Source organism: Halorhabdus salina (assembly GCF_013839425.1).
GTDB classification, from domain to species: Archaea; Halobacteriota; Halobacteria; order Halobacteriales; family Haloarculaceae; genus Halorhabdus; species Halorhabdus salina.
Genome location: NZ_JACDNP010000015.1, coordinates 1 through 17,034, shown reverse-complemented (window position 1 = coordinate 17,034; position 17,034 = coordinate 1). Strand labels below are relative to the sequence as shown.

General features: G+C 63.9%; 16 protein-coding genes and 2 pseudogenes. 12 read left to right on the top strand and 6 right to left on the bottom strand.

The genetic code is table 11. The features are described 5' to 3' along the window. Nucleotides 1–304: 304 nt before the first annotated feature. Nucleotides 305–712 (bottom strand): annotated as a pseudogene (locus HZR20_RS13575) (SLC13 family permease); the annotation flags it as partial. A gap of 76 nt (nt 713–788) precedes the next feature. Here HZR20_RS13575 and HZR20_RS13570 point away from each other — a divergent pair. The 3 genes from HZR20_RS13570 (at nt 789) to hepT (ending at nt 2,816) form a co-directional block, all read left to right on the top strand. Continuing rightward, on the top strand, nt 789–1,724 hold the full coding sequence (locus HZR20_RS13570) for a hypothetical protein (RefSeq protein ID WP_181687284.1): 936 nt from the start codon (nt 789–791) through the stop codon (nt 1,722–1,724). Between the two features lie 168 nt (nt 1,725–1,892). Then, nucleotides 1,893–2,363, top strand: coding sequence for a nucleotidyltransferase family protein (locus HZR20_RS13565; protein WP_181687283.1), 471 nt, complete (start codon nt 1,893–1,895; stop codon nt 2,361–2,363). Nucleotides 2,364–2,435: 72 nt separating this feature from the next. After that, nucleotides 2,436–2,816: a type VII toxin-antitoxin system HepT family RNase toxin gene (gene hepT, locus HZR20_RS13560; protein ID WP_258560455.1), complete on the top strand. Its 381-nt coding sequence runs from the start codon at nt 2,436–2,438 to the stop codon at nt 2,814–2,816. Between the two features lie 18 nt (nt 2,817–2,834). On the opposite strand, the gene HZR20_RS13555 is transcribed toward hepT, so the two are convergent. The 3 genes and pseudogenes from HZR20_RS13555 to HZR20_RS13545 all read right to left on the bottom strand — a co-directional run. Next, nucleotides 2,835–4,919 (bottom strand): DEAD/DEAH box helicase, encoded by a 2,085-nt coding sequence (locus HZR20_RS13555; RefSeq protein WP_181687281.1) that lies wholly within the window; start codon nt 4,917–4,919, stop codon nt 2,835–2,837. 54 nt (nt 4,920–4,973) lie between these two features. After that, nucleotides 4,974–5,201, bottom strand: a complete 228-nt coding sequence (locus tag HZR20_RS13550; RefSeq protein WP_181687280.1) for a hypothetical protein — start codon at nt 5,199–5,201, stop codon at nt 4,974–4,976. Nucleotides 5,202–5,260: 59 nt separating this feature from the next. After that, nucleotides 5,261–5,638: pseudogene (locus HZR20_RS13545) on the bottom strand (bifunctional N(6)-L-threonylcarbamoyladenine synthase/serine/threonine protein kinase); the annotation flags it as partial. A 63-nt stretch (nt 5,639–5,701) separates the two neighbouring features. On the opposite strand from HZR20_RS13545, the gene HZR20_RS13540 reads away from it, so the two are divergent. After that, nucleotides 5,702–6,946, top strand: coding sequence for a site-2 protease family protein (locus HZR20_RS13540; RefSeq protein ID WP_181687279.1), 1,245 nt, complete (start codon nt 5,702–5,704; stop codon nt 6,944–6,946). A gap of 29 nt (nt 6,947–6,975) precedes the next feature. Here HZR20_RS13540 and HZR20_RS13535 read toward each other — a convergent pair whose 3' ends face one another. Further along, the gene (locus HZR20_RS13535; RefSeq protein WP_181687278.1) at nt 6,976–7,479 is read right to left on the bottom strand and encodes a 2'-5' RNA ligase family protein; all 504 of its coding nucleotides are present in this window, start codon (nt 7,477–7,479) and stop codon (nt 6,976–6,978) included. Nucleotides 7,480–7,562: 83 nt separating this feature from the next. Continuing rightward, entirely contained in the window at nt 7,563–7,742 is a 180-nt protein-coding gene (locus tag HZR20_RS13530; RefSeq protein WP_181687277.1) for a DUF7554 family protein, read from the bottom strand. Nucleotides 7,743–8,076: 334 nt separating this feature from the next. Between HZR20_RS13530 and HZR20_RS13525 the strand changes: the two genes are divergently transcribed. From HZR20_RS13525 to argF, 8 genes are all read left to right on the top strand, one after another. Further along, complete coding sequence (locus tag HZR20_RS13525; RefSeq protein WP_181687276.1) at nt 8,077–9,309, top strand: argininosuccinate synthase; 1,233 nt, start codon at nt 8,077–8,079, stop codon at nt 9,307–9,309. A 3-nt stretch (nt 9,310–9,312) separates the two neighbouring features. Continuing rightward, the gene (argH, locus tag HZR20_RS13520; RefSeq protein WP_181687275.1) at nt 9,313–10,809 is read left to right on the top strand and encodes an argininosuccinate lyase; all 1,497 of its coding nucleotides are present in this window, start codon (nt 9,313–9,315) and stop codon (nt 10,807–10,809) included. Between the two features lie 120 nt (nt 10,810–10,929). Further along, the gene (gene lysX / locus HZR20_RS13515) at nt 10,930–11,805 is read left to right on the top strand and encodes a lysine biosynthesis protein LysX (RefSeq protein WP_181687274.1); all 876 of its coding nucleotides are present in this window, start codon (nt 10,930–10,932) and stop codon (nt 11,803–11,805) included. Further along, entirely contained in the window at nt 11,805–12,863 is a 1,059-nt protein-coding gene (gene argC / locus HZR20_RS13510; RefSeq protein WP_181687273.1) for an N-acetyl-gamma-glutamyl-phosphate reductase, read from the top strand. Before lysX ends, argC begins: the two co-directional genes overlap by 1 nt. A 16-nt stretch (nt 12,864–12,879) precedes the next feature. Beyond that, the gene (locus tag HZR20_RS13505) at nt 12,880–13,722 is read left to right on the top strand and encodes an acetylglutamate/acetylaminoadipate kinase (protein WP_181687272.1); all 843 of its coding nucleotides are present in this window, start codon (nt 12,880–12,882) and stop codon (nt 13,720–13,722) included. After that, nucleotides 13,719–14,846 (top strand): aspartate aminotransferase family protein, encoded by a 1,128-nt coding sequence (locus HZR20_RS13500; RefSeq protein WP_181687271.1) that lies wholly within the window; start codon nt 13,719–13,721, stop codon nt 14,844–14,846. The genes HZR20_RS13505 and HZR20_RS13500 overlap by 4 nt, the downstream gene beginning before the upstream one ends. Then, complete coding sequence (locus HZR20_RS13495; protein WP_181687270.1) at nt 14,846–15,922, top strand: [LysW]-lysine hydrolase; 1,077 nt, start codon at nt 14,846–14,848, stop codon at nt 15,920–15,922. Before HZR20_RS13500 ends, HZR20_RS13495 begins: the two co-directional genes overlap by 1 nt. 2 nt (nt 15,923–15,924) lie before the next feature. Further along, the gene (argF, locus tag HZR20_RS13490; RefSeq protein WP_181687269.1) at nt 15,925–16,818 is read left to right on the top strand and encodes an ornithine carbamoyltransferase; all 894 of its coding nucleotides are present in this window, start codon (nt 15,925–15,927) and stop codon (nt 16,816–16,818) included. Nucleotides 16,819–17,034: the final 216 nt, after the last annotated feature.

Sequence of the window (17,034 nt, the reverse complement as noted above, 5' to 3'; positions counted from 1 at the left end):
TGGGCGACGTTCACCCGTGACGAATCGTCTGACCCGGTGGCGTTCGTCCATGGCGATAGCTATCAACCAGCTCACGAAGGGTGGCAGTACCGTCACGGGGTCTCGCACTCACTGTTGACATCCTCCCCGTGCGAAAGCGCGAGGCTTTCGCCTCGAATTCCGCAGAGTGAGCCATGAACCCGTAGCCGCCGGGCCGTAGCGAAGAGATTCGTCTGGTAGCCGACGGGTGTCATGAGCGCCGTCGAAGCCGCAAACGTCACCGAGAGGCCGAGCGAGACCGTATGAGTACCGAGCGTCAGCGCGGCTTCGACGGGGGGGTCTTGCCCCACTCGACGAGGTCGGTAACCATCGGCATGAAGATAGCAACCGCGGCGGTATTGTTGATGAACCCCGAGATCGGACTGACGATCCCGACGGTCGCCCCGAGCTGCTTGGTCTCGCTATCCCCGATACACTCGCTGATCTTCCGCCCGAGAATCTGGATGACGCCGGTCCGACAGATCCCCGCGCTGAGGATGAACATCGCCAGAACGGTGATCGTCGCCACACTGGCAAACCCGGAGAGACCGCACTCGACGGCTGTCACCACACTCCCCGGTACCCGGAGGACGTAGATCGGCTCGGCCAGCAGTCCCCAGACGAGCATCGTCGAGACCGGTGGAGCACAGTCGATGCAGGGGCGGACACGAACAAAAGGCACCTCTTGGGTTATCGTGACACGCCTCGCGCCGAACCCGTCGTTCCGTGATATCAAAGACTTATACGTTTGCTGGAACAGGTATGCACTGATGTCTGGAGGAAACAATCCGAGCGATACGCGGAATGACGAGCAAGACAGTCAGCCACGTGGGAATACAGGTGAACAACCAGCGAACCAGGCTGGGGCTCCCGGCGGCCAGCAACCGGCGGGCACAGGGACCCAGGGCCAGCAGGGTCAGGGCGGCCAGTACCCCCAGGGCCAGCAGGGTCAGGGCGGCCAGTACCCCCAGGGCCAGCAGGGTCAGGGCGGCCAATACCCTCAGGGCCAGCAGGGCCAGCAAGGCACATTCGCCCAAGGGAGTGGCTTCGGTGGTTCGAACCTGTTGAACGACCTGCAACGGCCCGAACCCAAGCGCTACCTCAAAGGCATCGTCGGGACGATGGGGATCGCATCGGTGCTCCTCGGCGTGATGACGTTCCTGCTGGGACTGATCGGTGGCTTCCCGTTCGTCCCCGGTGCTGTCGAAGTGGCTGACAGCGCGGCCTCGGCGATGAGTGCCTCGGGCGGACCCCAAGTCGGACAGCTGATGGGAACGAGCCATCAGCTCACGATCGGCTATTTGACCGCCGAGATCGCGCCGTTCGTGGCCTTCGGACTCGCGCCGCTGATCGGGCTGTTCGTCGCGACCCAGATGAGTGAAGACGCACAGACTCGTCGCATGACGGCCGGCGTCGGGGTCTTCCTCGGCGCGTTCGTGTTCGTCCTCGTGACGACGGTCATCGCGTCGTTCGTCGTGCCGTCGCTGAGCGCCTTCGCGGAGGCCGCGGGATCGAGCGCGGGCGACCTTGGCGGGTTCGGCATGGCTGGCGCAACAGAACTCTCCGGGTCGCTCGACAACCTCAGTTCGATCCAGTTCGGGAACCTCCTCATCAACAGCGCGATCGTCGGCTTGATGGGTGGCATCGCAGCGTTCGGCGCCGCCTACGCAGCCGACACCTTCCTCGGCGAGAACGCGGGCTACTGAGTCACTCGCGATCTGCAACTAACTCCGCGTCGGCGACGATATCGAAGGGGTCAATCCTTTTTCGGCTCCCGACGTAACGGACGTTCAGCCAGGTGGCGTCGGACCGAAGGCACCGTGACATCTCAGCCACCCTAATATGTTTGTCGTCGGCTGGCTAATACGAACACAATGAGCGAACGGTCCGACCACGGGGATGATCCCGGCGAACCGACGGATTCCGGGCCGGTTGATCCGGACCGACTCCGCGAGGTGCTGGCCGATCATCCCGTCCGTGTGGCTGTCCTGTTCGGTTCGCAGGTGACCGGCCGGACCGATCCGACCAGTGACGTCGACATCGTTGTCGAGTTCGACCCACGGGTCGACGAGCGGACGGATGCGTTCCTCTCGCTACTGACAGATCTCTCTGTCGCGCTGGATCGCAACGACCTTGACCTGGCGCTCGTCTCCGACATCGAGCCACGCGTCGGTCGGGCGGCGTTTACACACGGGACTGCCCTCGTTGGCAGCGCCGATCGGATCGAGCAGTTTCGGGAACGGTTCACCGAGCGCGTCGACGAGCACCGATCCGAGGGAACGTTACGAGATCGCTTCGACGAGACGATCAAAAACCTCGACCGGCTCGTCGAAACGGGTGGGTGAGACGTGTCGAATCCACACGACCCAGAACGGGTGGAGACGATCGTCGAGAAGGCCGAATACGTCTAGACGTGTCTGGAGATTCTTGTGGCGAACCAGTCGGTATCCAGGGAGTCATTCCGCGAACGACCGGAGACGCGCGACGTCGTCGAACGCCGCCTCGAAAAGTCGAGCCAGGCGTGCATCGACATCGCCCGGATGTTGGTGCGTGATATCGACGGGCACGCACCTGGATCGAACGCCGCCACGATGCGGCGACTCGGCGAGATCGACGTCCTGACTGACGAGACGGCCGAGTCGATGGCCGAAGCCGCCATGTTCAGAAACGTCCTGGCTCACGAGTACGGCGACGTGCTCGATCAGGATGTCGTCTACGACGCTCTGCAGGATCTGGGACGGTATCGGGAATTCCTCGTGGAAATCTACGACTACCTCGACGAGGTCGGCGCTCTCTGAGACGGCTCTCTTTACTGACTACCGTTCCTCGTCGTCAGCCAATTCCGCGTCGGCGACAATATCGAAGGGATCCATCCCCTTCCGAATCCCGTCGAGTAACAGGAACGCTCGATCGGGCGAGAGGAAGTGCCGGGTTACGGCCCGGCCCATCGGCGTTGGTTCCAGTCCGTCGATGAACTCGTACTCAAGGAGTTTTCCGAGGGCGTGCTTTGTCGGAACCTCCCCCAGCATCCGCTCGTTGAGTCGCTTGGCCCCACTCCCCGCGACGACGATATTCGCCAGCGTCTCCTCGACGGCCGCGCTCTCGTCATAGAGACTCGTGACCGGCTCCATCTCGCCTTTGAGGAGCTTGAACGCCACCTCGTCTTCAGTCATCTCCTGACTGTTGTGATAGACGCCATCGGGTTCGACCAGCAGATAGACGGTCCCCTTGTCGTGATAATCGGGCCGGCCCGCCCGCCCGAGCATCTGGGAGAACTCTTGGACGGTCAGCCACTCGATGCCCATCGCCAGGGAGTCAAAGATGACCTGGGAGGCCGGGAAGTCCACGCCTGCGGCGAGAGCGGCCGTCGTTACGACGGCGGACAGTTCCTGCTCGGCGAACATCGACTCGACCTTCCCGCGGCGGCTGTTGTCCAGGCCCGCGTGATAGGGGGCCGAGGAGTATTCCAGCCGGCGGGAGACCTCGTGACAGCGCCGCCGGGAGTTGGTGAAGATGATCGTCTGGCCGCGATACCCCTTCGAGGATTTCGAGTCGAAGGCCCGCCTGACGAGCTTGTTCTCGATGTCAACCTTCTCGTAGTCGTCGGCGAAGGTGACGTGGCGCTCGATCGGGACCGGGCGCTCCTCGAACTCGATGAGTTGGGCCTCGAGGGATTCCGCCAGCGAGCCCGGATTGCCGACGGTCGCCGAGAGGTAAATCCACTGGGTATCGCCGGGGTCGCTCGTCCCACCGCCGCGACCCTCTCGGGCCGCCGTCGCGCCACCTTCCTCACAGTAGTACTTGAGTCGGGAGATCAGGCCGTCCAGGCGGTGGCCACGCTCGCCCTCGCCGAGGGTGTGGACCTCGTCGATGACGACCGTCCCGATTTCGCCGAGGTCGTGGCCGACCCGCAGGGCGTGGTCGATTCCTTCGTAGGTACCGACGATGATGTCGGCGCTCGGATCGAAGCCACCGCCCTCGCCCCGGATCCGACTGGACCCGACGCGGAGACTGACGTCGACGATGTCGCCGTATTCGTCCTGAAAGTCCTGATATTTCTGGTTGGCCAGCGCCACGAGCGGGACGAGAAACAGCATCTTTCCCTTCCCGTTGAGCACGCGATCGATCCCGGCCATCTCACCGATGAGCGTCTTCCCCGTCGCTGTCGCCGAGACGACGAGTTGGTCCTGGCCATCGGTCACGCCATGTTCGACGGCGAGGCTCTGGACCGGCAGGAGTTCGTCGAACTGCGATTCAAGTTTCTGTTGCATGCCCGTATGGAGGGACAACGAGTCCGTCGGGACGAGGTCGACGTCTTCGACCGTCGCACTGATCTCGTCGAACTTCGTGAGTTCCGGGTCGAGTTCGCCCGAGAGGAGGTTCTTGATGCGTTCTAGGTCCTGGACTTCGAGTAAGAGCGCTTCGAGGCGATCGCGGGCAGTCCCCGTCACATCCCCGTGATAGGCGAGTTCGCGTTCGAGTTCAGCGATCGCACAGTCCGGACAGATGTCGTCGCCATCGGCGGCGATCGCGGTCTCGCTCGTGATCGGCGCGTACTCGCCACCGGAGGCACAGTACCGACAGGTCCGGACGACCTTCGCCTCGAGTTGGTAGGCCTCGAGCATCTCGCGAGCGACCCGTCGACCACGACTGGAGGTCTGTTCGGAGACGCGGATACGGTCGGCTCGACGGGCCAGTTCGACGAACTGGTCGGGGCTGCGCAGATCCTCCTGGCTACCACGCTCGACCCGAAGGCGGGCGGGTCGGGGCCCGGCCGAGGTCTCCTTGATTTCCAGTCGACCGCCAAGCACCCGCTGTCCGTCCTGCTGGACGACCACCCGGAAGTCCTCGCCGTCCTCGTGGAGGAACAGCGTATCGACAGCCGAAAGCTGCTGGGACACACCCTCACTACGGGAACCGCGGTACTTGAGTCGCTCGGAGACGGCTTTCGCCAGCTAGTCGGTTGAGAATCCCATGTATGATCGACTATAATTGTAGTACACTGCAGTGAAAATCACGAAGACGAAAATGGCACCGATTGTAAATCCAAGCCATACTGCATATTCATTAATTGAAGACATAATATCACCAACTGCACCACCCATAATGATCATCGCAAAAATTACTACAAGACCTAATACAATTCTAGTGATGAAATTTTCTTCGACTGGTGTTTTTCCCATAACAGCATTATTTGATTGCCGACCATGAATTTTCTGTTAGGGTATATAATGTATAGGACTCACTGATACCGGCCGCGCCCCTTGATCTCGCGGAGTCGATCCAAGTCCTCGTCGCCTTCGCTCGCGGCCTCGCGGTAGGCGTCCTCGGCGGCCGAGCGCAACTGCTCAGGATCGTCGGCCGTGCTGGTGAGCGACTAGGCGAAGACGTGGAGGTCCATCGCGTGGTCCTCGGCGTGATCGGTGTAGTACCCGAGCCGGAAGTCGATGAGGTGAGTTCGCTCGTCGGCTTGCTCGCGGCTCCGTCCGTCACCGCTTGCACTGTCGGCGGCGCTCTCTTCGCTCGCGCCGCCCACTCGCACGTTCCGCGTCGTCGAATCGCCGTGGACAAACCCCGCGTCGTGGATGCTTGCCAGGTGTCGCCCGACGTCTCGGACCCGATCGCACCAGGACGACATGCCGTGACACGGGGCCTTAAGACGCTGCCAGGACTACCCCCGAACATGCGACGCATCCGGATCGGTAGCGCCTTCGGGATCCCGATACAGCTGGATTTCACGTTCCTGCTGGTGCTCCCGCTGTTTGCCTGGATCATCGGCGCGCAAGTGGGACAATCGGTCGAACTCATGAACGAGGTTTGGGGGGCTGGCATTCCCGTCGAACCCCTCTCGACGGGTGCGTTTCCGTACGTGCTCGGGATCACCGCGGCCGTCGGCCTCTTCGCCTGCGTCGTCCTCCACGAACTCGGCCACTCGGTCGTGGCGATGCGGTTTGGGTTTCCCATCTCCTCGATCACGCTATGGCTGTTTGGCGGCATCGCCCAACTGGAAGAGATGCCAGAAGACTGGAAGCAGGAACTGTTCATCGCGATCGCCGGGCCAGCCGTCAGCGTGGGCCTCGCCGGCATTTCCTACGCCGGCTTCTGGCTCGTCCCGACGGGTGAGGCGGTCGGCATTGCGTCGCTGAAGTTCCTGCTCGGGTACTTTGCGCTGATGAACCTCGCCCTGGCGATCTTCAACATGTTGCCCGGGTTCCCAATGGACGGCGGTCGAGTCCTTCGCGCGCTGCTGGCCCGGAACCGACCGTACGCCCGCGCGACCCAGATCGCCGCCGAGGTCGGGAAGCTCTTTGCCCTCCTGTTGGGCCTGTTCGGCCTGTTCGGTGGGGGCAGCCCGTTTCTGATCGCGATCGCCTTCTTCATCTACATCGGCGCCTCCAGTGAAGCCCAGATGACGACCATGAAGGCGGCCTTCGAGGGCGTGACCGTCCGGGACGTCATGACGCCGGCCGATCGCGTCCAGTCGGTCGAGACGGATATGTCGGTCGCCGAGCTGATGGAGCTGATGTTCCGTGAACGTCACACGGGCTTTCCAGTCGTCAAGAACGACGAGATCGTCGGGCTAGTGACCTTAGAGGACGCTCGTGCCGTCAGAGAAGTCGAACGCGAAGCCTTCACCGTCTCGGACGTGATGACGACCGACCTGCGGACGATCGGACCGGACGAAGACGCGATGGCAGCCCTGACTCGCCTTCAGGAGAACAACATCGGCCGGCTACTCGTCATGGAGGCCGACGAGTTCGCTGGCTTGCTCACCCGGACAGACCTGATGACGGCCCTGGACATCATCAAACAGAGCGGCCGCGATCGGGTCGTTGGCGGAGGATCGTTCGGGGGCAGGGACATCCCGACGACGGTTCGGGAGGCTGAGGACGATGTCTCCAACGAGGACCGCCGCTTCGGAGAGTAAACACACAGCAGCAGTCACAGCAGTCCGTATCAGACCGGGAGGGACACACTGCTTGCCGGCTCACCGCGTCGGGCATCACGAACGGTCAGTCGCGAGACTGTCCAGGTGATCGGGTCGATCGAGCGTTCGGCCAACCGGGTGGCCGCGTCCCGATCGCCGCCCCGGGCGATCGTAACGTGCGGGGAGTAGTCGTCGCCCTCAAATCCCGCAACTGGTGAAAACTGCTCGACGAGTTGCTCGTGAATGTCCCAGAGTCCGGGACTCTCGACGGTGAGATACACAACCGGTGAGGGACCATCCGTCGCCTGGGCGAAGTAGTCGATGCCGGTCACCTGTGCCTCGAATGGCTGCTGTCCGGCCAGATACTCCCGCATCTGAGCCCGTAAGCGTGGCACTGACCGGTCCTGGCCGAGTCGTTTGAGGACCAGCGTGTGCTCGCCTCTGGTCCGCTCCCGAGCCAGCGGAAGCTCCCGGGCCAGGTCGCTCGCCAGGCGTGCGACCGCGGCGGGAACCGGGACGTTCAGACTGTACACGTCTGGACTGGAGAGATCGAGCAGAATAAGCGCCCCGATCGATCAATGCCGGGCGAACCACACCCGGACTGGGCAACAACGTCTCAGATCCGGTCGAGGAGCCACAGGACGATCAGTACGACGATGATCAATCCGAGCAGCGGGCGGAACGGGCCGAGAAGGCCCGCAACCCCCTCGATGACCATGCCGACGATTTCGAGCGCGATGAGGACGATCACCAGGACCAGGACGATTTTCAAGAGGTCTTCGACATCGAGGTTCATGTGTGTTAGATCACAGGCGACCCAAATAGTCGTTGTGGCAGTCGCCGGTCCGAATGGCAGAGAACCATGCCGGAACGGGCGCGTCAGAGACCCACACGCCAGGATCGAACCCGGAAGATATTTGTACTGCATGCCGGATATTCCGGGGTACATGACGCCGATCCACCGGTCCAACGCAAACGGTTCCGAGACCGGTGGGTCCGTCTCCCTTCTTCGACGCCGACGACGGGGCCGTTAGGCCCGTCACTACTACTCTCTTCACGCGTTCGAACGTTCTCATCGCCGCCCACCGTCGGGTTCCGGGGCGGTCATCTCTCACCCGACAGTCACGCACATGACACAATCCACGACACAACAGAACGGAAACGGTACCGTCGCACTCGCCTTCTCGGGCGGGCTCGACACCACAGTCTGCGTCCCGCTACTCAAAGAAGAATACGGCTACGACGACGTCATCGGCGTCACGGTCGATGTCGGCCAGCCCGACTACGAGTTCGACGAGGCCGAAGAGACCGCTGAGGCACTCGGACTCGAGCACTACGTCGTCGACGCGACGGAAGCGTTCGCCGACCTCTGTCTCGACGCGGTGAAGGCCAACGCCGACTATCAGGGCTACCCGCTGGGAACCTCACTCGCCCGCCCGGTCATCGCGAAAGCGATCGCCGACGTCGCCAGCGAGCAGGGCTGTACCGCCCTCGCCCACGGCTGTACTGGCAAGGGCAACGATCAGTTGCGCTTCGAGGCCGTCTGGCGCGACACTGACATGGACGTGATCGCGCCGATCCGCGAACTCGGCCTCACTCGCGAGTGGGAGAACGAGTACGCCGAGGAGAAGGGCCTGCCCGTCGAGGGCGGGGCCGGCGGTCGCTACTCGATCGACACGAACCTCTGGAGTCGCTCGATCGAGGGCTCGGAACTCGAAGACCCCGCGACGATCCCGGAGGACGATATCTACCTCTGGACGGACAATCCCTCCGGGAAAGACGCCGAACTCGTCGAGATTACCTTCGAGGACGGCACCGCTGTGGCCGTCGACGGCGAGGCACTCGGCTCGGTCGAACTCATCGAGGCACTCAACGAACGCGCCGGCGCGCACGGGATCGGTCGGACGGACATGATGGAAGACCGGATGCTCGGCCTGAAGGTCCGCGAGAATTACGAACATCCAGCCGCGACGGTGCTGCTGACGGCCCACGAGGCTCTGGAAGGACTCGTCCTCACCCAGGAAGAACGCCAGTTCAAGACTTCCATCGATCAGCGCTGGTCCGAAAAGGCCTACGAGGGGTTGATCGACGCGCCCCTCGTGAAAGACCTCGAAGGATTCATCGAGCAGACCCAATCCCGCGTCACGGGGACGGTAACGGTCAAACTCGAAGGCGGCCACTGTCGGGCCGTCTCGCGTGAATCCGACTACTCGGTGTACAGCGAGTCGGCGGCCTCGTTCAACGAGGAGGCTGTAACCGGGAGTATCACGCAGGACGACGCTACGGGCGTCGCAAAGTACCACGGGTTCCAGTCGCGCCTGGCCAACCGCGTCACGGAGTCACTTGCCGACGACGAGGAGTAAGCCATGCCAGAGGAACCCACGGTGAACGGTGACGGAGCCGACGACGGCGATACGAGCAGCGACGGTGTCGTCCGTCGAGAGCGGTTCAGCGGCGGCCCCGCCCGGGGGTTCCTCTCGTCGCTCGCCGCTGACGAGCGCATCTTCGCGGCCGACCTTGCGGTCGATCGCGCCCACGTCGTCATGCTCGAAGAGCGGGGGATCGTCGAGGCGGAGACCGCCGGTGAAATCCTGGTTGCCCTCGACCAAATCGAGGACGCAGGCCACGACGCCCTGCCCGACGGCGAAGACGTCCACGAGGCCATCGAAACGGCCGTAATCGATCGCGTCGGCCCCGACGGCGGCCGGATGCACACCGCCCGCTCGCGCAACGACGAGGTGGCGACCTGTATTCGCTACCGACTTCGTGAGGACCTGCTGGATGCAGCACAGGCAACACTTGAGGCTCGCGGCGCGCTGATCGAGACCGCCGAGGCCGAGCGTGAGACGATCATGCCGGGATTTACGCACCTCCAGCCGGCCCAGCCGACGACGGTCGCCCACTGGGCGCTTTCCTACGAGCGGGCCATTGCCCGTGAGATCGAGCGCCTCGTGGCGGCCTACGCCCGTACGAACCAGTCGCCACTCGGGGCGGCCGCCTTCGCGGGCACGCCTTTCGAGATCGACCGCGAGCGGACGGCCGAGCTGTTGGGCTTCGACGGGACGATGGACAACGCGATGGACGCCGTCTCGGCGCGGGACTTCCTCGTCGAGTCGACAGCCGCACTCGCGAGCCTGGCGACGACGCTGTCGGGGCTCGCAGAGGATGTCGTCCTCTACGCGAACAAGGGGTATATCGAGGTCGACGACAGCTACGCTTCGACCTCCTCGATCATGCCACAGAAGAAGAACCCCGACACGCTCGAACTCGTCCGCGCCCGCGCTGGCGACGCCGCGGCGGGCCTCAACGGGTTGTTGAGTACGCTGAAGGGGCTCCCGCGGGCGTACAACCGCGACCTCCAGCGAGCCGGCGGGCACGCCTGGCGGACGATCGACGGGGTCAGCGAGGCGACCGAAGTCGCCGCCGGCGCGGTCGCGACCGCCGAGTGGAACGAAAAAGCCTTGGCCGACGCTGCGGGCGAGGGCTTCTCGACCGCGACGGGCGTCGCCGACGCGCTGGCGATGGCCGGCGTTCCCTTCCGGATGGCCCACGAAGTCGTTGCCGGCGCGGCCGAAGCCGCCGGGGAAACGGACTTCCAGACGCTCGACGCCGCGACGCGGAAGGTACTCGATGCGCCGCTGACCGAGTACGTCGACCGAGAGACGGTCGAAGCCGCACTCGATCCCACGGAGAGCGTCGCCAGTCGCGACTCTCCCGGTGGGCCGGCCCCCGGGGCCGTCGCCGACCAGATCGCAACTGCCCGCGACGAACACGCCACAGACAGCGACGCGCTGGCCGACCGTCGAGCGAACCTCGATGCAGCGGCCCAGACCCTGCAGGCGGAGGTAGAGACGTATGTCTGAGATCACCACAGCGATCCACGCCATGTTCACGACACCGAGTACGGTATCACATCAGCCGTCGACCGCCGGCGGAACAGCACCGACAGCCGCGACGCCCGTATGTCCCGGAGGTGCGGCCGCGTGAACGTCGGATTGCTGTATTCGCGCATCCGCCAGGACGAGAAGCTGCTCCTCTCGGAGTTGCGCGAGCGCGATCACGAGGTGACGAAAGTCGACGTGCGCAAACAGCGCTTCAGCCTGGACGAACCGCCGGCGGATTTCGAGGGCGTCGACGTCGTGCTCGATCGGTGTCTGGCGACCAGCCGGAGTCTCTATGCGACGGAGTTCCTCGATGCCTACGACATTCCCGTCGTCAACAGCCACGAGACGGCCGAAACCTGCGCTGATAAGGTGACCAACAGCCTCGCGCTGAAACAGGCCGGCGTGCCGACCCCGAAAACGGAGGTCGCATTCACCAAAGACACGGCCCTGGATATCATCGAGGACTTCGGCTATCCCTGTGTACTCAAGCCTGTCATTGGATCCTGGGGCCGGCTGATGGCCAAGATCGACACGCGAGACGCCGCCGAGGCCATCCTCGAACACAAGGCGACGCTTGGCCACTACGAGCACAAGGTCTTCTACGTCCAGGAGTTCGTCGAAAAGCCAGGCCGGGACATTCGCGTCCTAGCGACCGACGGCGAGCCAATCGCGGCGATGGTCCGCTCCTCGGACCACTGGCTGACCAACGCCGCGAAAGGGGCCGAAACCGACGTCTTCGAACTCGACGAACGCGCCGAGGAGCTGGTCGCGGCGGCGAGCGAAGCCGTCGGTGGCGGGCTCTTAGGAATAGATCTAATGGAAACAGGAGTGGATGAGGACGGGAATCCGACCGGCTACACAGTCCACGAAGTCAATCACACTGTCGAGTTCAAAGCACTGAACGACGCCGTCGAGACAGACATCCCCGCCCAGGTCGTCGACTGGCTGGAGACGAAAGCGGGGGTGAGTGAGTGATGTCCGCGAGCGAAGGTGAGGCGTCGCTGACTGCCTCCGTCGTGGGCGCAAGCGGCTTCACCGGCGGCGAACTCCTGCGCCTGCTCACCGGCCATCCGGACTTCGATATCGCCCAGGCGACCAGTCGCTCGAAGGCAAACAAGACGATCGGCCACGTCCACCCGAACCTGCGGGACCTCGATCTTCGGTTCAGTTCACCCGAAGACCTGGAGTCGGTTGACGTGCTGTTTGCAGCAACTCCCCACGGCGTCTCGATGGAGCACATCGACGCGTTTCAGGACGCCGCCGACACCGTCGTCGACCTCTCGGCGGACTTCCGACTCGATTCGGAAGCCCAGTACGACGAGTGGTACGACGGGCATTCGCGCCCAGAGTTGCTCGACAAATCCGAGTACGCCCTGCCGGAACTCAATCGGGAGAACCTGGCCGGGGCGGACCTGATCGCCTCCGGTGGCTGCAACGCCACGGCGACGATCCTGGGCCTGCTGCCGTTGTTCGAGAACGACGTCCTCTCCGGCGACGAGCAGATCGTCGTCGACGTGAAAGTCGGCTCCAGCGAGGGTGGCGCGGGCGGCGGAGAGGCCTCCAGTCACCCTGAGCGCTCGGGCGTCGTCCGCCCTTATGCGCCGACGGGCCACCGCCACGAGGCCGAGATCGAGCAGTTCCTCGGCACCGAGGTTTCCTTTACCGTCCACGCGGTGGAGATGATCCGCGGTGCGAGCGCGACGATCCATGCCTTCCCCGAAGAACCGGTCTCGAAGGGCGACCTCTGGGGGGCCTATCGAGGATCCTACGAGGAGGAGTCGTTCGTCCGCATGGTCGCCGGCGGGGGTGGCGTCTATCGCTACCCCGAGCCGAAGGCCGTCGCGGGCTCAAACTTCGCGGAAGTTGGGTTCGAACTCGACCCCGGAAACAAACGCGTCGTGGTCTTCTCGGCCATCGACAACATGATGAAAGGGTCGGCCGGCCAGGCCGTCCACGCCGCCAACATCGCGCTCGGCTTAGAGGAGACGGCCGGACTGGATTTCGCGGGCATGCACCCGGTGGGATCGCCATGAGCGAGGTGACCACAGAATGACGGTCGTCGTCAAAGTCGGCGGCGCACGCGCGGTCGATCCTGAGGGTGCCCTGGCGGACGTAGCCACACTCGTAGAGGATGGAGAAGACATCGTCGTCGTTCACGGCGGCTCGACCGCGGTCGACGACACTCTCGAACGCATGGGAATCGAGCCTGAGTACGTCGAAACCCCGTCGGGTGTCGTCGGCCGGTTCACCGACGAGGAGACGATGGAAGTCTTCGAAATGGTCTTTGGCCACCTCAACACGCAACTGGTCGCGGGCCTGCAGAGCCAGGGCGTCGACGCGGCCGGACTCAACGGCGTTGACGGCAAGCTTCTGGCTGGTCCTCGCAAGTCAGCCGTGCGGGTCCTCGATGACGGCAAGCGCAAGATCAAACGCGGCGACCATTCGGGGTCGATCAAGCAGGTTAACGACGAGTTGCTGTATACGTTGTTAGACGATGGATACACGCCGGTCGCCGGGCCGCCAATGGCCGGAAAGGATGACGGGGAGTGGATCCCGGTCAACACCGACGCCGACCGCTCGGCGGCGGCCATCGCCGGGGCACTCGATGCAACGCTTGTCCTGCTAACGGACGTCGAAGGCGTCTATGCCGATCCCGACGATCCGGCGACGCTGATCGAATCAGTCGAGACGAGCGAGGACTGGACGTCACTCGAAGCGGCGGCCGAGGGGTTCATGGAGCGGAAAATCATGGCTACTGAGGAGGCCTTGAAAGGCGGTGCACCCGAGGTCGTCGTCACTGACGCGAACGCGGACGAACCGATCAGTGCTGCCCTCGAAGGTACTGGAACGCACGTCTATCAAACAGCGATCGACACGGAGGACCACTCATGAGCGGATTCGTATTCTCGGAGAAACCGATACAGATCGAGCGCGGTGACGGCGCCGTCGTCTACGACGACGCGGGAACGGAGTATCTGGACATGGGCGCGAGTTACGCCTGTGTCCCGCTGGGGCACAGCCACGAGGCCGTCGATACGGCCGCGAAAAGCCAGATTGATGAGCTGACCTACGTCCAGGCGTCCTATCCCGTTGAAACTCGGACGGACCTGTACAATACGCTCGCGGCCGTCGCTCCGGGCGACATCGACAACGTCTGGCTGTGTAACTCGGGCACTGAGGCCAACGAGGCCGCACTGAAATTCGCCCGGAGCGCCACAGGCGACTCGAAGATCGTCGCCACGATGCAGGGCTTTCACGGCCGGACGATGGGCGCGCTGGCGACCACCTGGAAGGACAAATACAAGAAACCGTACGAACCGCTGATCGGCGACGTGGAGTTCGTGCCATACGACGACAGCGAGGCGCTCGCCGAGGCTGTCGACGACGAAACAGCAGCCGTCATCATGGAACCGATCCAGGGCGAGGGCGGGATCCATGCCGCATCGACCGAATACCTCGAATCCGCCCGTGAGATCACCGAAAATGCTGGCGCGGCGTTGATCTTCGACGAGGTCCAGACCGGCATGGGCCGGACGGGGTCCCTGTGGGCCTGTGAGAAAAGCGGCGTCGTCCCGGACATGCTCACGACGGCAAAGGGGCTTGCCAACGGCTTCCCGATGGGCGCGACGCTCTGTCGTGACTGGATCGCCGAGAACTACGGCAGCCACGCCTCGACGTTCTCCGGCGGGCCGGTCGTCTCCGCGGCCGCAGAGACGACGATCTCGACGCTCGTCGAGGAAGAGATCCCCCAGCACGCTGCCGACGTCGGCGAGTACCTTCGTGGGCAACTCCGTGATGAGCTCGGTGACAGCACCCGCGAGATCCGCGGCGAGGGGCTGATGATCGGCGTCGAGATCAAGCGCGGTGCCAATCGAGTGCTCAAGGATCTGGCGTTGCATCACCAGCTGCTGGCATTACCGGCCGGCCGGACCGTCGTACGGCTGCTGCCGCCGCTGATTATCGACGAGGCCCACGCCGACGCGACCGTAGCGGCGCTGTCGGAGGCGATCGACTGATGAGCGCCGCCACTGACGCGCCGACGGCCCAGGTCTCGACGAAAGCGGCCCGTGAGTTGTTGATCGATCTCGTCGAGACTCCCTCCGTCTCGGGCAACGTTGAGGAGGCGGCCCAGACTCTCGCGGCCTTCTTCGAGAGCCACGACCGTGAGGTCTGGACCGACGACGTGGGCAACGTCCGCGCACCGGCCGACGACGGTGTCCTCCTGACGTCCCACATCGACACGGTGCCAGGAGACATTCCGGTGCGGCTGGAAGAAAACGATGACGGCGAGACAGTGCTGTGGGGTCGCGGGAGCGTCGACGCGAAGGGGCCACTGGCAGCGATGGCTGTCGTTGCAGTCCGAACCGGTGCGAGTTTCGCCGGCGTCGTCGGCGAAGAGGTCGACTCCACTGGGGGTCGCTATCTGGTTGAAGACCGCGAGGACGAACCCGATGTCGTGATCAACGGCGAACCCTCCGGCTGGGACGGGATCACGCTGGGCTACCGTGGCTTGCTGGGCGGCACGTACGTCGCCACGAGCGAATCGGGGCACTCCTCACGGCCCGACAACAACGCGATCCAGGACGCCATCGACTGGTGGAATCGCGTCGAAAGCGAGTTCGCCAAAGACGAGTGGCACCCAGTCTTCGAGCGAGTGACCTGCAAGCCGGTCGACATCGACGGCGGGATTAGCGATGATGGCCTGTCCGTCGAGACGACGATGCGCGTCCAGTTGCGCGTCCCCCCGGAGTACACGACGGACGAAATCAGAGAGATGGCTGGGGGCCACCTCCAGAACGGAACAGTCAACTGGGACGACTGGGTCGAGCCGGTGATGATGAATCCTCGAACTGAGGTCGCACGGGCCTTTCGCGCGGCGATCCGCGAACGGGACGGGGATCCGCGTCTCCTTCGGAAAACCGGGACCAGCGACATGAACATCTACGCCGACGCCTGGGACGCCGAGATGGTGACCTACGGCCCCGGTGACTCGGATCTGGATCACGCGCCCGACGAACACCTCGTGCTGTCGGAGTACGACCGCTCGGTCGCGGTCTTAGCGGACGTCACCACGAGACTCCTGGAGGACTGACAATGCCACGCAACGTACTCGACGTCGACGACCTGACGAGCGAGGAATTGACGACCGTGCTCGATCGCGCGGCCGCGATCAAGGCTGGCGAAGAGGCTGGCACCCCGCTTGAAGACGAAACGCTGGCGATGATCTTCGAGAAACCCTCGACCCGAACGCGAGTCTCCTTCGAGACGGGGATGACCCAGCTCGGTGGCCACGCTATCTTCCTCGGCCCCGACGACATTCACCTCGGAGATGGCGAACCCATCAAAGACACCGCCCGGGCAGTCTCGCGGTACACCGACGCGATCATGGCGCGGTTGTTCGATCACGCCGATGCGGAGGACCTCGCCGAGTATGCGACAGTGCCGGTGATCAACGGGTTGACCGACGACGCCCATCCCTGTCAGACGCTCGCGGATCTGCTGACGATCCGCGAGCACTTCGGCGGGTTCGACGAGGTCAGAGTCGCCTGGGTCGGCGACGGCAACAACGTCGCCCAGTCCCTGGTCCTCGGCGCGGCGATGGTCGGGCTCGACCTGACGGTTGCGACCCCAGAGGGATACGGGATTGACGATGATGTGGTAGAGCGGGCCGGGGAACTCGGTACCGCGCCCGACACGACGACGGACCCCGAAACTGCCGTGGCCGACGCCGACGTGGTCTACACCGATGTCTTCGTGAGCATGGGTCAAGAAGACGAGCGCGAGGAGAAACTCGACGCCTTCGAGGGCTTTCAGGTGACGGCCGATCTACTCGGCGATCGCACGCTGATGCACTGCCTGCCCGCCCACCGCGGTGAGGAAGTGACCGACGAGGTCGTCGAAAGCGACAACGCCATCGTCTGGGACCAGGCGGAGAACCGGTTGCACGCCCAGAACGGGTTGTTAGTGTGGCTTGCTGAGCGGGCGTAGGACCGCGACGAGCGAAGCGAGTCGCGGGTTTTTGGTCCATCTTTTTCGACTCGAGCGGGACCGAAGGTCCCGCTGACCATGCGAACGGACGCGAAACGTCCGTGAGCAGAGAGTGGTTCGAGAGCGAAGCGAGCGAACCCGAGGAGAAAAAGGTGGTTGCCGGACCAGGCGGAGAACCGGTTGCACGCACAGAACGGGTTGTTAGTGTGGCTTGCT

What these genes read in the sequence shown, in the direction of transcription:
- argH (WP_181687275.1), top strand. Translation starts at nt 9,313, where the DNA reads ATGCCAGAGGAACCCACGGTGAACGGTGACGGAGCCGACGACGGCGAT.
- HZR20_RS13525 (WP_181687276.1), top strand. Translation starts at nt 8,077, where the DNA reads ATGACACAATCCACGACACAACAGAACGGAAACGGTACCGTCGCACTC.
- HZR20_RS13530 (WP_181687277.1), bottom strand. Translation starts at nt 7,742, where the DNA reads ATGAACCTCGATGTCGAAGACCTCTTGAAAATCGTCCTGGTCCTGGTG.
- HZR20_RS13540 (WP_181687279.1), top strand. Translation starts at nt 5,702, where the DNA reads ATGCGACGCATCCGGATCGGTAGCGCCTTCGGGATCCCGATACAGCTG.
- argF (WP_181687269.1), top strand. Translation starts at nt 15,925, where the DNA reads ATGCCACGCAACGTACTCGACGTCGACGACCTGACGAGCGAGGAATTG.
- HZR20_RS13550 (WP_181687280.1), bottom strand. Translation starts at nt 5,201, where the DNA reads ATGGGAAAAACACCAGTCGAAGAAAATTTCATCACTAGAATTGTATTA.
- HZR20_RS13505 (WP_181687272.1), top strand. Translation starts at nt 12,880, where the DNA reads ATGACGGTCGTCGTCAAAGTCGGCGGCGCACGCGCGGTCGATCCTGAG.
- HZR20_RS13570 (WP_181687284.1), top strand. Translation starts at nt 789, where the DNA reads ATGTCTGGAGGAAACAATCCGAGCGATACGCGGAATGACGAGCAAGAC.
- HZR20_RS13565 (WP_181687283.1), top strand. Translation starts at nt 1,893, where the DNA reads ATGAGCGAACGGTCCGACCACGGGGATGATCCCGGCGAACCGACGGAT.
- HZR20_RS13495 (WP_181687270.1), top strand. Translation starts at nt 14,846, where the DNA reads ATGAGCGCCGCCACTGACGCGCCGACGGCCCAGGTCTCGACGAAAGCG.
- argC (WP_181687273.1), top strand. Translation starts at nt 11,805, where the DNA reads ATGTCCGCGAGCGAAGGTGAGGCGTCGCTGACTGCCTCCGTCGTGGGC.
- HZR20_RS13500 (WP_181687271.1), top strand. Translation starts at nt 13,719, where the DNA reads ATGAGCGGATTCGTATTCTCGGAGAAACCGATACAGATCGAGCGCGGT.